Genomic DNA, 13,667 nt, shown 5'->3' on the forward strand with positions numbered 1-13,667 from the left:
CCGTGGCCGACACTCCGGTCCGGCGGCTCAGATGGCAGCCGCGACATCGAGCACCCAGGTCACCCCGAAGCGGTCGCGGAGCATCCCGAAGCCCGCCGACCATGCCGAGGCGGCGAGCGGCTCGATGACGGCGGCCCCCACGGACAGGGCATCCCAGTAGGCGGTGATCTCGTCGAGCGTGTCCCCGCTCGCAGCGAGGAAGAAGGGCTGGGTCGTCACGGTGGCGCCCTGCTCCCGCCGCGTCTCTCCCACCGCGCCCGCGAGCCCCTCGGCAGCTTCGCCGAGGGTGTCGTAGGCGAGCACGCGGAAGCCGTTGGGGGCATCCACTCTGCCGAACACGACATTGGATGCGCCCGGCAGCTCGGCGGGCATCCCGAACTGCGCGTAGGTGGCGATCGAGACCTCGCCGCCGAAGACGCCCGCGTAGAACTCGAGCGCCTCGCACGCGGTGCCGGCGAAGTTGAGGTGGGTCGTCGTGGTGATGCTCATGGTGTTCCCGCTTCCTGACTGGATTCGAAGGTGCGCGGCTCGTGCCGCTGCGGCAAGGATGACAGCAGTAGCGGACGGGTTCGGTCCTCTACTCGGGGGACACTGATCGCATGACCTCGGCAACCTCCTCGCGCATCCTCACCCTGCTGTCGCTGTTGCAGACTCGGCGAGAATGGTCGGGCCTGGAGCTCGCCGAGCGTCTCGACGTGACCCCGCGCACCGTTCGCCGCGACATCGACCGGCTGCGCGAGCTCGACTATCGGATCGAGGCATGGAAAGGGCCCGCGGGCGGCTACCGCCTCGCGGCCGGCTCGGAGCTGCCACCGCTGCGGTTCGACGACGAGCAGGCCGTCGCGATCGCGGTGGCACTGCGCGGTGCGCCCGCGCTGGGGGTCGACATCGACGATGCCGCCGCGCGTGCCCTGGAGACGGTGCGACAGGTCATGCCGTCGAGGTTGCGGCACCGGGTCGATGGCATCCGCTTCACGGGGTCGGCCGGCGCGCAGGCCGGGGAGCTCGTCGACCCAGACGTGCTCGAGCTCGTGAGCCGAGCGGCCCAGGAGCACCGCACGCTTCGGTTCGACTACACGGGCGGCTCGTCGCACGCCGCCGTCGGCGCGGCGACCCCGACGCCCCCTCGGCGGGTCGAACCGCACACGGTGCTCGCACGGAACGGGCGCTGGTACCTCGTCGCCTGGAACCTCGACCGGAGTGAGTGGCGCGTCTACCGAGTGGACCGGATCGTGCCGCGGAGCCAGCTGGGCGCCCGCTTCGAGGAGCGGCAGCTGCCGAGCGGCGACGCCGCCGCCTTCCTCGCGGCGCGGTTCACAGGCTCGAGCGCGGAAGACCGGTGGCCGTGCACGGGCGACCTGCTCCTCCGCGTTCCAGCGCGCGAAGCCGCGAAGTGGTTGCCGGATGCGGTGGTCACCGAAGTCGACGACTCCTCCTGTCGGCTGCTGCTCGGCTCGTGGTCGTGGACCGGCGTCCTCGCGTCGATCACGAGGTTCGATGCCGACTTCACGGTGCTCGGCCCGCAGCAGCTCGTCGAAGCATCCACGGCTCTCGCCGAGCGCCTTGCAGCGGCGAGCCGGCGTCCCTGAGCGTGGTCGGAGGTGGGACCCCGAGAATGATCGGATGCCTACGCTCATCGTGACCGCGCATCCCGACGAAGATTCCCTGACCCACGCCGCGGCGCTGCATCTGCGCGAACGCCTCGAAGCAGACGGCGTGGAGGTGGAGCTCGCGCACCTCGCGCAGGAGGGCTTCGACCCGCGGTTCACCGCGCGCGACCGCGCAGATTACAAGGGCGGGGCGATCACAGGTCCCGACGTGCTCGCCGAGCAGGCGCGACTCGACCGCGCGAGCGATGTCGTCCTTGTGTTCCCCGTCTTCTGGTGGTCGATGCCGGCGCTGCTGAAGGGGTGGATCGACCGCGTCTTCATCACGGGGTGGGCCTTCGAGCTTGGCGACGACGACCGCGTGCTGGGGAAGCTCGGGCACCTGACGGCGCATCTGCTGCCGGTCTCCGGCTTCTCGGAGGCGTCCTTCGCGCGGCATGGCTACGAGGAGTCATTCAGCACGCAGATCGAGCACGGCGTCTTCGACTACTGCGGCATGCCGCGCGGGGCGAAGGCGTTTATCCGCGAGTCGGAGGATGCGGCTTCGGTGAAGCTGGGCCTCGAGGCCGCCGTCGCCAAGGTAGCCGCGGCGGTTGGCCTTCGACCTTAGAAGCCGGATTCGAATATCCCCGGACGTTGTGGGGATTCGCCTAGGGCTGGTTGCATCTCTTCATGAGCATGAATGAGACGTCCTTTCCCGCCGGTTGGTACCCGGACCCTATTCAGCAGTTCGAACATCGGTACTGGGATGGCGCCCGATGGACGGAACACGTGCAGCGCGGTGGACAGCAAACGACAAGCGCCCTGCATGGTCCGGCAGCGGATACACCTCGGGTCGTCTCGCAACTCGCGGACGCGAAAATCCCGGTCTTGGGGACTCGTCGTCACGCTGAATTGCTGCGCGAGGAAATCAAACGACTTGCGGGGCTGGTCGAGCACCATGGCTTGCTGGAAGTCGAAGAACGCGCCGCAGCGGTGGGTGCACTCTTGGCGGAGGAAGAACAGGTAAGGTCCCGGATCCGGGGAGCTCAAAACGAACTAGCTCAACGACAACACGAGGCCTCGGCCTTGAACACAAGCCTCTTAGATCTTCGGGGAGCAGTCGAGATTCAAGAGAATGGACTCTACGATTTCGAACATCCCGCCGAGGACTCGATCGTCCTTGCGAGTCGCTTGGAGGCTGTTCGATCACGAATCAAGACCACGGTCCGTGATGGTGGAGCAACCCAGGCCTCCACCAACTTTACGTTCAACAACAGTGAGGCCCAGGGGCGCAAGTTTGTTCGAGACATGTCCAAGCTCATGCTTAGGTCCTACAACGCCGAGGCCGAGAACTGCGTCAAGGCGGTGAGGGCCGGCAACCTCCACACAGCCCAGTCCCGCCTCAGTAAAGCCGTAGAACAGATCGAGCGCCTTGGCACGATGATCTCGCTCCGCATCTCACCACACTTTCACGCCCTGCGCCTCGAGGAACTCGAGCTCGCCAACCGCCATCTGCGCGCCCTACAGGCTGAAAAGGAGGCGGAGCGCGCGCACAAGGAAGAACTTCGTGAGCAGCGGAAAGCCGAGAAAGAACTGCAAGCAGAGAAGGCGCGCCTAGAGAAGGAGCGCAGCCACTACGCCAATACCATCGCAGCACTTGATGCGAAGGGCGATTTCGCCGGGGCCGAGCGAATGCGAGCACGGCTCGATGACGTTGTCCACGCCATAGAGAACGTGGACTACCGAGCAGCAAACATCCGTGCGGGTTACGTCTACGTGATCAGCAACGTTGGTTCCTTCGGACCTGAAGTCGTCAAGATTGGCCTCACCCGAAGACTCGAGCCCATGGATCGAGTGCACGAACTTGGCGATGCCTCCGTCCCATTTCGGTTCGATGTCCACGCGCTCTTCTTCGCCGACGACGCTGTCACAATCGAGGCTCAGCTCCACAGACACTTCGCAGATCGAAGGATCAACAAGGTCAACTTCAGACGTGAGTACTTCCGAGCGACACCAACCGAGGTTCGTGATGCTCTGCAAGAACAACGCGTCGAACTCTTGGACTTCAGGTTGGATCCGCAGGCCGAGGAGTTCAACGCCTCGCGGGCGCTCGAGGCCAGTGCTTAGGGGCGTCACCCCACCACGAAATGAGAACGAGCCCCGACGATGCGTGCTGAGCCACGGAAGTACAAGAGCAGAAGCTACGCTCACCCCATGACCGACAATCTCGTCTTCAGTGGTGAAATCGTGAATCCGGAATGGATGCCCTCGTGGTCCGTCATCGAGGTGCCCGGCTCCAAGGAGTTCTTCGGCACCGGCAAGTCGGTGAAGGCCGACACGACCGTCGACGGGGTGGCCGTGACCTCCGCGCTCATGCCGACCGGGCAGGGCGACCACTTCATCTCGGTGAGCGCGGCGCTCAGGAAGAAACTCAAGAAGGACGTCGGCGACCGCGTCGACGTGGTGATTGGGCACCTCGCGGCGAAGTAGGCCCCGCTACTTCGATCTCGCCTGGTAGGCGGCGCCGATGACGATACCGGCGAGCATCCCGAGGCCTGTGCACTTTACGATGACCACACGGAGCATCGCCGATGACGCACTGCAAGGAGAACTGACGTGCACGAGATCACCTGCCCCCACTGCCACAAGGCGTTCAAGGTCGACGAGGCCGGATACGCGGACATCGCGAAGCAGGTCCGCGACGGCGAATTCGAGAAGGACCTCCACGAGCGGCTCGAGCTCGCCGAGCAGGCGAAGCGCGCCGAGATCGAACTGGCCGAGTCGAGGGTCGTGCAGGAGTTCGAGGCGGCCGCCGCGAAGAAGAACGCCGAGCTGCAGGAGCTGAAGGCGAAGCTCGAGGCGGGTGAGGTCTCGCAGAAGCTGGCGATCGCCGAAGCAATGCAGAAGATCGAGAAGGAGCGCGACACACTCGCGAACGAGCTCGCTACGGCCAGACAGGAGCGCCAGGCTGCAGAGCAGCTCGCGGAGGCGCGGCGTGCCAGCGAACTGCAGCAGGCCGCATCCGCGAAGGAGACCGAGATCCAGGAGCTGAAGGCGAAGCTCGGCGCGCTCGAGACGCAGAAGAAACTGGCCGTGAACGAAGCCGTGGGACGCGTCGAGAAGGAACGCGACGAGTTGAAGAACGGCCTGCAGCGGGCGGAGCTCGAACGCCAGCTCGTCGAGAACTCCCTCAAGGACAAGTACGAGACGCAGCTGCGCGACCGCGACGACGCCATCGAGCGCCTCAAGGACATGAAGGCACGCCTGTCCACGAAAATGCTCGGGGAGACTCTCGAGCAGCACTGCGAGACGCTCTTCAACCAGCTCCGCGCCACCGCCTTCCCGAACGCGTACTTCGAGAAGGACAACGACGCTCGCAGCGGCAGCAAAGGCGACTACATCTTCCGCGACTCTGACACCGACGGCACGGAGATCGTGTCGATCATGTTCGAAATGAAGAACGAGGCAGACGGCACCGCCACGAAGAAACGCAACGAGGACTTCCTCAAGGAGCTCGACAAGGACCGCACCGAGAAGGGCTGCGAGTACGCCGTCCTCGTCTCCCTCCTCGAGCCGGACAGCGAGCTCTACAACACGGGCATCGTCGACGTCTCCCACCGCTACCCGAAGATGTACGTCGTTCGGCCGCAGTTCTTCATCCCCCTCATCAGCCTCCTGCGCACGGCGGCCACTGGCGCCCTGAAGTACAAGGCGGAGCTGGCGTCGGTGAAGGCGCAGAACGTCGACGTCACGAACTTCGAGGAGCGACTCGACGAGTTCCAGCATGCCTTCGGCCGCAACTACGAGCTCGCATCCCGCCGCTTCGGGGAGGCGATCGACGAGATCGACAAGGCCATCGCCCGGCTCCAGAAGGTGAAGGACGCGCTCCTCGGCTCCGAACGCAACCTGCGCCTCGCGAACGACAAGGCGCAGGACGTCACCATCAAGAAGCTCACGCGCGGCAACCCGACGATGACGCAGAAGTTCGCGGAGCTGGGCGGCGGCGACGGCGACAGTTCCCAGGACGCCGCAGAGGCGAACGCCTAGGCTCGACGCTCCGCGCACCACTTCCGCGAGACCCGCGGAAACCCGCCCCCGACCCGCAGGAGACGCGCCCATGGCATCAGCGAAGAGCAGGACGCGAGAGCAGCACATCGCTGTCTTCGGCGGCAGCGGAAGCGGGAAGACGGTGCTCGTCTCCTCGTTCTACGGCCCGACGCAGGAGCCGCAGTTCGCGAAGGACAACCTGTACGAGGTCGTCGCCGATGACACGGGGCAGAGCGACAAGCTGTACCAGAGCTACCTCGGCATGAAGAACGCAGCGAAGGTGCCCGCATCCACTCGCTTCTCGCACACCGCCTACTCGTTCATGGTTCGGCCGAAGGCCTGGTCCCAGCAGCGGGCGAAGCAGTCGAAGCCGTTCGACGCGCTCCGCCTCGTCTGGCACGACTACCCGGGCGAGTGGTTCGAGGAGTCCGCGGTGGGCGCCGAGGAGACCCGTCGGCGAGTGGAGACCTTCACGGCGCTGCTCAGCTCGGACGTCGCGCTGCTGCTCGTCGACGGGCAGCTGCTCCTCGAGAACGGGGGCTCTGAGGAGCTGTATCTAAAGTCGCTCCTCACCAACATCCGCTCCGAGCTGCTCCGCCTCAAGCCCGAGCTCCTCAAGGACGGGAAGCCCCTGACGCAGTTCCCGCGCATCTGGGTGCTGGCGCTGTCCAAATCCGACCTGCTTCCCGGTATGGATGCGCACAGGTTCAAGGCGCTCCTCGTCGAGAAGGTCAGCGACGAGCTCGACCAGCTGCGCCAGGAGCTGCGCGGCTTCGTGGAAGCACCCGAGGCGATGTCGTTCGCCGAGGACTTCATCCTGCTCTCCTCCGCGAAGTTCGCGCCAGGCAAGATCGAAGTGACCCAGCGGGTCGGAGTCGACGCCGTCCTCCCTCTGGCCGCCATCCTCCCCTTCGAGCGCCACGTCAAGTGGGCTAAGACCCTGCACGACGGCGGCAAGGTGGCCGAGAAGATCTTCGGCAAGGCCGGCGACGTGGCCGGCGTCGCGGCGATGGGTGCCTTGTTCGTCATCAAGAAGGTCAAGCTGCCGGGACCGCTCGGCCTGCTCGCCGGGCTCGCCGCATCCTTCGTCTCGAAGGATGCGATCGAGCGCGGAGCCTCGCTCGCGGGCGACAAGCTCAAGGCGGTGAACGCGGAGGCGCTCGCCAAACGCGACTACCTCACGGCCATGCTCACCCGCTTCAAGCTCGACCTCGAAGACGCCGAACGCAAGGGCGTCCTCCTCCGGAGCAAGAAGTGAAGCTCATCTGGGCCACCAGGGGCCGCACCTGGGGGCATCGCTTCCTCCTCGACGGCGGCTACGCCGACCCCCTGCCCGAGTACGACAAGGCGTTCTCGAGTCTCGGCGACGACTCCGAGCTCTGGCATCTCGGGGACGACCGGGCGGCGCTGCGCTTCCCCGATCCCGAAGGACGCACTGACCGCGCCGGCCGACCCATCTCCCACGAGTTCGTGGTCTTCGCCCCCGAGCTGAACAACATCTCCTCCGCGGCGACCGGCCTGTCGCTGATCTGGACGCAGCCCGTGATCGCGGCCCGGTTCGCAGACATCTGGGACCTGCCCGCCCCGCCCCGCGCATGACCGCGAACGCCGGGATCGACCGAAGCTGATCCCGAGAAAAACTCGAGGAGAAGGAGCCACGATGCAGCACCACGCTTTGGAACCTGAAGCGACCGGAACCGTCGGCGCCGGAGCCGAATGGCTGCACGATGCGAATGGCGCGCGCTCGCAGGCAGACCCGCTGCGCTGCGAGTTCGCGGGCTGGCTGGGCGATGAACTCGTCAGCGTGCTTCCGGACTTCGTCGTCACCGGCGCACTCGCCGACGCCTTGCGCGCCTCGGAACTCACTGGGTTCGAGCTGCGCGAGGCGATCGTCACGAAGTCGCCGGAGTTCGTCTCGTACGCAGGCGGGTTCCCGGAGCGCTGGGAGCGGCTCGCGCCCACCGGCCGTCCGGACACGGACGACGACTTCGCCCAGCGAGATGGGATGCTGTTGGTTAGCGAGCGAGCACTCGCGCTCCTCAACGGACACCGCATCGTCGAAGCGCAGCTCGCGGCGGTCGGAGAGACCGCCGAAGCATCGCGGTTCGCGCAGCACCGCGAGGAAGCACGAGCAGCCGCGCTGCTCCGCGAGCAAGCCGCGCAGGACTCCGAGGCCGACGAGGATGCCCGGGAGATCGCTCGCCTCACCGCGCTCGTCGACGCGCTCGGCCCAACCGCATCCACGCCGCCGACGATGCGGGTCAACGGCGACGCGAAACGCACGGTGGCCGGAGACCTCACGCTTGCGGCGGCCGCGCTGGGCAAGAAGATCGAGGATCCCGCGGCCCTCGCGCTGCTCCGGCTCATCGACGGACCGATCGAGATCAACCGCTCGGGCGCGTACCAGTGCGCCTACCGGAGCACCGACCGTTCCCTCATCGTGGGCATGAGGGGCGGCGCGGTGAAATGCGTCGAGCTCGTCTTCCACCCGCACCGGAACGCCCCGGAAGCCAACTACCCGCGCACGTCGCACCTGATCACGGGGCTCTCCCCGTTCACGCGCGAAGGAGTCCTCGAGCACCTCGGTGCCCCGAAGGAGGCCCTCCCTCCGGACGAAGACGAGCGAAGCCGCGACGAGTACAGAATCGGCCGTCAGCGCGTGATGCTGTACTGGAGAGGCCAGGACTACTCGCCGCGGTCGGTGATGGTCGGCCGGAAGGGCTGAGGGCTGAGGGCTGCGGGCTGCGGGCTGCCACCAGCACCAGCTTCGACGTCGTGCCCACTGGCGCCGGGCGGAGCCGCAGCCCGCTACCCACCACGCGCCTCAGCTCTCTGCAGCGCGGCGCGCACCTGGTCCACGAAGCGTGTCGGCGTCGGCCAGAGCTGCGCCGCGGTGGCCCTGATGGCAAACCAGTCGATTTCCTGCAGACGGTTGACGCGCCCGATGTCCTTCCGCCACTGTCGCTTGTCGGTCCGATGATGGTCACCCTCATATTCGATGGCGATTCTCTGCGCCCGATAGGCGAGGTCGACCCGTCCCACGAACTCCGGACCATTCCACACTTCGACGCCGACTTCCGGCTCCGGCAGGCCGGCGGCGACGATCACCAGCCGGGTCCAGGTCTCCATCGGAGATTCCACTCCGAGACGAATCCGCGCGGCGGCGACCCTCAGCGACGCTCCCCCTTCGCGATTGCCCCAGGCATTCGCGATGCCCGCCAGCTCTTCGAGTGATGCAAGCGCTGGGGCTGTCCGCGCGCCGTCGGACGGCGCGTTCGGCCGGACCAGCCGCTCGTAGTTCGTGGAGGTCGCGACGAGTGCATCGCCGAGCACGACCAGCTCGGAGACCTCGAGATGTCTCGCGGCCGTCGCCCAGGTCAGCGCCGGCGAGGCGACCGGCGTACCCTGCAGATCGCGGGCATCCCAGAACCGTTCATGGATGCTTCGCGACCGGATTCCGCGCCCCGCCGGCCGGTTCCGGCCCGCCGGGACGAGGACGTGCACGGTGGAGTCGCCGTCGAGGCGTCGAGGGACGGGGAGACCCCAGACGCGTGCAGCGCTCACGCCGCCGAGAACACTCCGTTCCCTGAGGCGCGGCACGAACGCCTGCGCGATCTCGAGGGGCGTGGTTGCGATCCCGCGCATTCGCACGCCTCGGTGCGGGCTCGTGAACTCCGCTGAGTTCAGCTGGCCCGCCGTCATTCCCGCGCGACGCCCGTCCCCGACGCTAAAGGGACCGGCTGCGGCGCCATCCGGCAGATTCTCGGGTCCAGACATGCGGCCAGAGTACGGACGCGCGCCGTCTCCTCCGCGTTATCCACAGCCGGGATACCGCCCGCGTCGCACCGGTGCGCCGGTGGCGCGGGCGCGGGCGCGGTGTCCCCGTCCCCGGCGGCTCGGCGGCTTGGTGGTTCGGTGCCTCCGTGGCTCGGTGGCTCGGTGGCTCGGTGCCTCCGTGGCTCGGTGGCTCGGTGGCTCGGTGGCTCGGTGACTCCGTGGCTCGGTGGCTCGGTGCCGGCTCAAGAAAGGCTCGTGCGGGGTTTTCGCGACTCTGATGGGTTTCTCGGATGCACGTGATGGGTTTCGGCGACCGGTGATGGGTAAAAACCCATCACGGTCACCGAAAGCCATCACGCACCCGGCGTCAGCGGCAGGCGCGGCACGGGACAAAGGGGAGGCGCGGGCGGGTGCCGGCGGCTCGTGCCGCTGCCTGAGATCCGCCTTGGCAGCACGCTGATGGGTTTTCGCGACTCTGATGGGTTTCTCGGATGCACGTGATGGGTTTCGGCGACCGGTGATGGGTAAAAACCCATCACGGTCACCGAAAGCCATCACGACCCCGGCGTCAGCGGCAGGCACGGCCCGGGACAAAGGGAGGCGCGGGGCCGGTGCCTCGTCCCGCGGCTCGGTGACTCGGTGCCGGCCCAGAAAGGTCCGTGCGGGGTTTTGCGACGCTGATGGGTTTCTCGGATGCACGTGATGGGTTTTAGCGACCGGTGATGGGTAAAAACCCATCACGGTCGCCGAAAGCCATCACGGCCAAGGCAGGGCGGCGGAAGCCGAAGCGGCGGCGGAAGCAGCCCCCGCCGCCGCTAGCTGCCGCTCTCCACGAGGTACAGCTTGCGCAGGGGCGCGCCGGTGACGGTCCACCGGGTGCGCATCCCTTCACCGAGTCGCACGATGGAGCCGGGTTCGAGGTCGATCGAGGGCAGTTCCGGCTCGAGGAACTCGACCGTCGCCGTGCCGCTGATGACAAGGAACACCTCGTCGGCCTCGACGTCGAGCATCGACCCGGCAGACATCTCCCACAGCCCGAACTCCGCGCCCGCGAAGGCACCGAGGTCGAGGGCGGCGGTCGTCGGCTCGCCGCTCACCTTCTGCCAGCCCTCGACGGGGTCGTGCGACAGGGATGCACCCCGCGCGTGCACAACCGAACCGGGGAGCATCCCGCTCACGTCCGCGGCTGCGGCCTCGGCATCCGCCTCACGAGCACCGTCGCCGCTCACGAGTCGAACCCCAGCCCGACTGCGTCCATCGTCTTCAGCCACAGTCCGCGCTTGCCTTCGTTGCGGTCGGCGCGCGCCATCTCGGCGAGCGACACCTTCGCACCGAACGACGCGAACGGCTCCGGCGGGAACGGCAGCGGCTTCTTCTTCACGAAGTCCATGCGCGTGCGCTCGGTCTCCTCGCCGCTCAGCAGGTCGAGGAGCACGTTCGCCGCGTACCTGGTCGCGCCGACGCCGAGGCCGGTGAAACCGGCGGCATGCGCGACGCGGCCGTCGTACTCGGTGTCGAAGAACGAGAAGAAGCGCGTGCACGTGTCGATCACGCCGCCCCACTTGTGGGAGAAGCCGAGCCCCTCCAGCTGCGGGTAGGTGGCGATGAAGTGCGCCGCGAGCTTCTCGAACGTCTCGGGGCGCTGGTCGTACTCCTTCTTGATGCGCCCGCCGTAGTTGTACACGGCGTCGTACCCGCCGTAGAGGATGCGCGTGCGGCCATCCGCATCCGTCACTAGTCGCGAGTAGTGGAAGCGGTTGTTGAGGTCGGTGATGCCCTGGCGCCGCTTCCAGCCGATCGATTCGAGCTGCTCGTCGCTCATCGGGTTCGTCATGAGCACGTAGTCGTAGACGGGGACCGTGTAGAAGCGGTCGCGCTTGATGAGCGCGGGGAACGCGTTCGTGCCGAGGGCCACGCGCTGCGCGTAGACGCTGCCCTCGTCGGTCCCGACCGTGATCCCGCCCCCGTCGGCGTCGAGCGAACGGACCGGGGTGTTCTCGAAGATCGCGACACCCATGCCGAGCACCACGCGCCGCAGCTCCCACACGAGCTTCGCGGGGTTCACGAGCGACGTGCCCTCGCGTTCGTAGGCTCCCGCCAGGTAGAGGGGCGACGCAGCTTCGGCTTGCACCTGCTGCCGGTCGAAGAACTCGACGCCCGAATCTCCGACGGCCTCGTCCTCGAGTTCCGTGACCTGGTGGGGCTCGGTGGCGACGCGCAGCACCCCGGTCTCCTCGTAGTCGCAGTCCATGCTGTACCGCTTGACGGTGTCGCCGATCTCGCGCAGGTTCTCGAGGCCGAGCGCCTGCAGCTTCGCGAACTCATGCGGCAGGCGGTCCTTGCCGTTCGAAGCGCCGTGCGTGAGGCTCGCCTCGCAGAATCCGCCGTTGCGACCGGATGCCGCCCAGCCGACCCGCTGTCCTTCCAGGAGCACGACCTTTCGCTTCGGGTCGCGCTCCTTCGCCAGCAGGGCGGTCCACAGTCCCGTGTATCCGCCACCCACGATCACGAGATCGGCCGTGTGGTTGCCGCGCAGCGGGGGCAGGGCCTCCGGGCGGCCCGGGTCGTCGAGCCAGTAGGTCGTCGCCTTCGCACCGGCGAGGGATGCTGCGACGCGTTCCTCGCTGATCTCGGCTTCTGCTCGATCGAACGTGGTCATGGTGTCCTCCGTTTGGGGGTGATGGCCATCTGTCTGCTGGTGCCTAGTCGTGTCTACCCTGCGTACCTACCGTTTGGGTGGACGCACTGTCGGGTGTTGATGGAAGCTCTCGACGATCCGTCCCCCGCTGCACGAAGACCCAGATGACAACACCGAGCGCCAGCAGACCGAGAGCGATGCCGAGCTCGAGGAAACCGCCATAGCCGGTGACCGAGAAGCCCGTTGCCCCCACGACCAGGATGATGGCGAGGATCACGGACAGGACGATCGAGAGCGGGACGAAGAACCGGGGAAGCTTGATGGGCCTCTCCGCGTCTGGCCGGTCCTTGCGAAGCAGGAAGAAGCCGGAGACGGCGAGCAGGTGCGTGAGGATGTAGCCGAGGTTGCCCGTGACGATGATCGCGAGCGGGTTCTGCAGCACCACGAGGATGACGACGTTCATGACGAGCATCACGTTGAGCGAGCGGAGCGGCACGCCGCGCTTGTTGAGGACACCCAAGCCGCGGACCGTCACGCCCTCCTTGCCCATGTTGAAGAGAACGCGCGACGCATCCGCCACCGACGTGGTCATGATGAGCAGCAGCGAGGCGATGAGGCACACGACCATGAAGTCGGACGCGCCGCCCACCAGGTCGGCGAAGCTCGCGATGAAGAACGTGGCCGGGTCTTCGGCGATGGCGGCCTCACCGGCGTACCCGCCGAGGGTGAGCGGCACGAGGAAGAACACACCGAGGCAGAAGAGGACGGATGCCTTGATCGCGCGCGTCGTGTCCTTTACGGAGTCGCGGTACTCGGGTGCGAAGGTGGCGCACACTTCGATGCCGAAGGTCGTCCAGGCCATGATGTACAGCCACACGATGGCCGTGTGGAGGCCCTCGATGCCGTGCAGGTTCCACGTGAGATCCATGGGCGCCCAGTCGGACTGGAACAGCGGGAACACGATGAAGACGAAGAGCGGGATCATGAGGATCGCCGCGGTCACGTAGACGAAGGTCATCGTCACGCGCACGCCGATGACGTTGATCAGGTACATGACGCCGATCACGATGAGCCCCACCATGACGGGGAACGTGATCGAGACCGGGCCGAGCTGCAGCACCCAGTCCTGGTCGGGGAACCACTGGGCCATGACGAGGGAGCCCGTTACGGCGCCGTAGGTGGCGAGGTTCGTGCCCCACGGCAGCCAGTAGCCGACGCCGGCGAGCGGTGCGACCCAGGGCGCGCGCTTCTTCCAAGCCTCCGCGGCGTAGTGCGCGATACCGCCGGACGAGTCGGGGAACATCGTCGCCAACTCCGTGTAGATCCAGTTGACCCCCATCGCGAGCAGCATCGAGATGGCCCACAGCACGGCGGCACCCCAGCCGCCGAGGCCGGCGATGGATGCGCCGAGCGTGGCGATCAGTGCGGCCGGCATGGTCATCGCCATGGCGAAGCCGTCGAACCAGCGCATTCGCTTGGGGAGGTGTTCCGCCTGGACCGCAGCGGGGATCTGTTCTGTCGACATGCGTGACTCCATCGATTCGGGGGCGGCGATGCTCTCGCCGTCGCACTGCGCCCACTCTGGCCCCGACTTCTTCGTCGGCGCAAGATATAGG

General features: G+C 66.9%; 13 protein-coding genes. 8 read left to right on the forward strand and 5 right to left on the reverse strand.

Going from position 1 to position 13,667, the window contains the following annotated elements; genetic code table 11:
- Positions 1 to 27: 27 nt before the first annotated feature.
- Positions 28 to 489 (reverse strand): VOC family protein, encoded by a 462-nt coding sequence (locus ITJ61_RS11655; protein ID WP_194686256.1) that lies wholly within the window; start codon positions 487 to 489, stop codon positions 28 to 30.
- A gap of 110 nt (positions 490 to 599) precedes the next feature.
- On the opposite strand from ITJ61_RS11655, the gene ITJ61_RS11660 reads away from it, so the two are divergent.
- From ITJ61_RS11660 to ITJ61_RS11695, 8 genes are all read left to right on the forward strand, one after another.
- On the forward strand, positions 600 to 1,589 hold the full coding sequence (locus ITJ61_RS11660) for a helix-turn-helix transcriptional regulator (protein WP_194686257.1): 990 nt from the start codon (positions 600 to 602) through the stop codon (positions 1,587 to 1,589).
- A gap of 34 nt (positions 1,590 to 1,623) precedes the next feature.
- Entirely contained in the window at positions 1,624 to 2,217 is a 594-nt protein-coding gene (locus ITJ61_RS11665; RefSeq protein WP_194686258.1) for an NAD(P)H-dependent oxidoreductase, read from the forward strand.
- Between the two features lie 62 nt (positions 2,218 to 2,279).
- On the forward strand, positions 2,280 to 3,716 hold the full coding sequence (locus ITJ61_RS11670; RefSeq protein ID WP_194686259.1) for a DUF4041 domain-containing protein: 1,437 nt from the start codon (positions 2,280 to 2,282) through the stop codon (positions 3,714 to 3,716).
- A gap of 87 nt (positions 3,717 to 3,803) precedes the next feature.
- On the forward strand, positions 3,804 to 4,079 hold the full coding sequence (locus ITJ61_RS11675) for a DUF1905 domain-containing protein (protein WP_194686260.1): 276 nt from the start codon (positions 3,804 to 3,806) through the stop codon (positions 4,077 to 4,079).
- A 126-nt stretch (positions 4,080 to 4,205) separates the two neighbouring features.
- Entirely contained in the window at positions 4,206 to 5,636 is a 1,431-nt protein-coding gene (locus ITJ61_RS11680; RefSeq protein ID WP_194686261.1) for a DUF2130 domain-containing protein, read from the forward strand.
- A gap of 70 nt (positions 5,637 to 5,706) precedes the next feature.
- Entirely contained in the window at positions 5,707 to 6,894 is a 1,188-nt protein-coding gene (locus ITJ61_RS11685; protein WP_194686262.1) for an ATP/GTP-binding protein, read from the forward strand.
- On the forward strand, positions 6,891 to 7,235 hold the full coding sequence (locus ITJ61_RS11690; RefSeq protein WP_104244715.1) for a hypothetical protein: 345 nt from the start codon (positions 6,891 to 6,893) through the stop codon (positions 7,233 to 7,235). The genes ITJ61_RS11685 and ITJ61_RS11690 overlap by 4 nt, the downstream gene beginning before the upstream one ends.
- A 61-nt stretch (positions 7,236 to 7,296) precedes the next feature.
- Complete coding sequence (locus ITJ61_RS11695) at positions 7,297 to 8,361, forward strand: hypothetical protein (protein WP_194686263.1); 1,065 nt, start codon at positions 7,297 to 7,299, stop codon at positions 8,359 to 8,361.
- 83 nt (positions 8,362 to 8,444) lie between these two features.
- Here the strand turns inward: ITJ61_RS11695 and ITJ61_RS11700 are convergent, their stop codons facing one another.
- The 4 genes from ITJ61_RS11700 to ITJ61_RS11715 all read right to left on the reverse strand — a co-directional run bounded on the left by ITJ61_RS11700 (position 8,445) and on the right by ITJ61_RS11715 (position 13,576).
- A complete protein-coding gene (locus ITJ61_RS11700; protein ID WP_194686264.1) occupies positions 8,445 to 9,140 on the reverse strand; it encodes a hypothetical protein in 696 nt (231 codons plus the stop codon).
- 1,088 nt (positions 9,141 to 10,228) lie between these two features.
- The gene (locus ITJ61_RS11705; RefSeq protein WP_323744351.1) at positions 10,229 to 10,642 is read right to left on the reverse strand and encodes a cupin domain-containing protein; all 414 of its coding nucleotides are present in this window, start codon (positions 10,640 to 10,642) and stop codon (positions 10,229 to 10,231) included.
- Entirely contained in the window at positions 10,639 to 12,072 is a 1,434-nt protein-coding gene (locus ITJ61_RS11710) for an NAD(P)/FAD-dependent oxidoreductase (RefSeq protein ID WP_194686265.1), read from the reverse strand. Before ITJ61_RS11710 ends, ITJ61_RS11705 begins: the two co-directional genes overlap by 4 nt.
- A 43-nt stretch (positions 12,073 to 12,115) precedes the next feature.
- Entirely contained in the window at positions 12,116 to 13,576 is a 1,461-nt protein-coding gene (locus ITJ61_RS11715) for an APC family permease (RefSeq protein WP_228496656.1), read from the reverse strand.
- Positions 13,577 to 13,667 lie beyond the last annotated feature (91 nt).

It is taken from the genome of Pseudoclavibacter sp. VKM Ac-2888, assembly GCF_015351285.1.
Lineage (GTDB): Bacteria > Actinomycetota > Actinomycetes > Actinomycetales > Microbacteriaceae > Pseudoclavibacter.

Excerpts from the sequence above, each read along its gene's own strand:
- ITJ61_RS11665 (WP_194686258.1), top strand. The coding sequence starts at position 1,624 with ATGCCTACGCTCATCGTGACCGCGCATCCCGACGAAGATTCCCTGACC.
- ITJ61_RS11670 (WP_194686259.1), top strand. The coding sequence starts at position 2,280 with ATGAGCATGAATGAGACGTCCTTTCCCGCCGGTTGGTACCCGGACCCT.
- ITJ61_RS11675 (WP_194686260.1), top strand. The coding sequence starts at position 3,804 with ATGACCGACAATCTCGTCTTCAGTGGTGAAATCGTGAATCCGGAATGG.
- ITJ61_RS11695 (WP_194686263.1), top strand. The coding sequence starts at position 7,297 with ATGCAGCACCACGCTTTGGAACCTGAAGCGACCGGAACCGTCGGCGCC.
- ITJ61_RS11715 (WP_228496656.1), bottom strand. The coding sequence starts at position 13,576 with ATGTCGACAGAACAGATCCCCGCTGCGGTCCAGGCGGAACACCTCCCC.
- ITJ61_RS11655 (WP_194686256.1), bottom strand. The coding sequence starts at position 489 with ATGAGCATCACCACGACGACCCACCTCAACTTCGCCGGCACCGCGTGC.
- ITJ61_RS11685 (WP_194686262.1), top strand. The coding sequence starts at position 5,707 with ATGGCATCAGCGAAGAGCAGGACGCGAGAGCAGCACATCGCTGTCTTC.
- ITJ61_RS11710 (WP_194686265.1), bottom strand. The coding sequence starts at position 12,072 with ATGACCACGTTCGATCGAGCAGAAGCCGAGATCAGCGAGGAACGCGTC.
- ITJ61_RS11660 (WP_194686257.1), top strand. The coding sequence starts at position 600 with ATGACCTCGGCAACCTCCTCGCGCATCCTCACCCTGCTGTCGCTGTTG.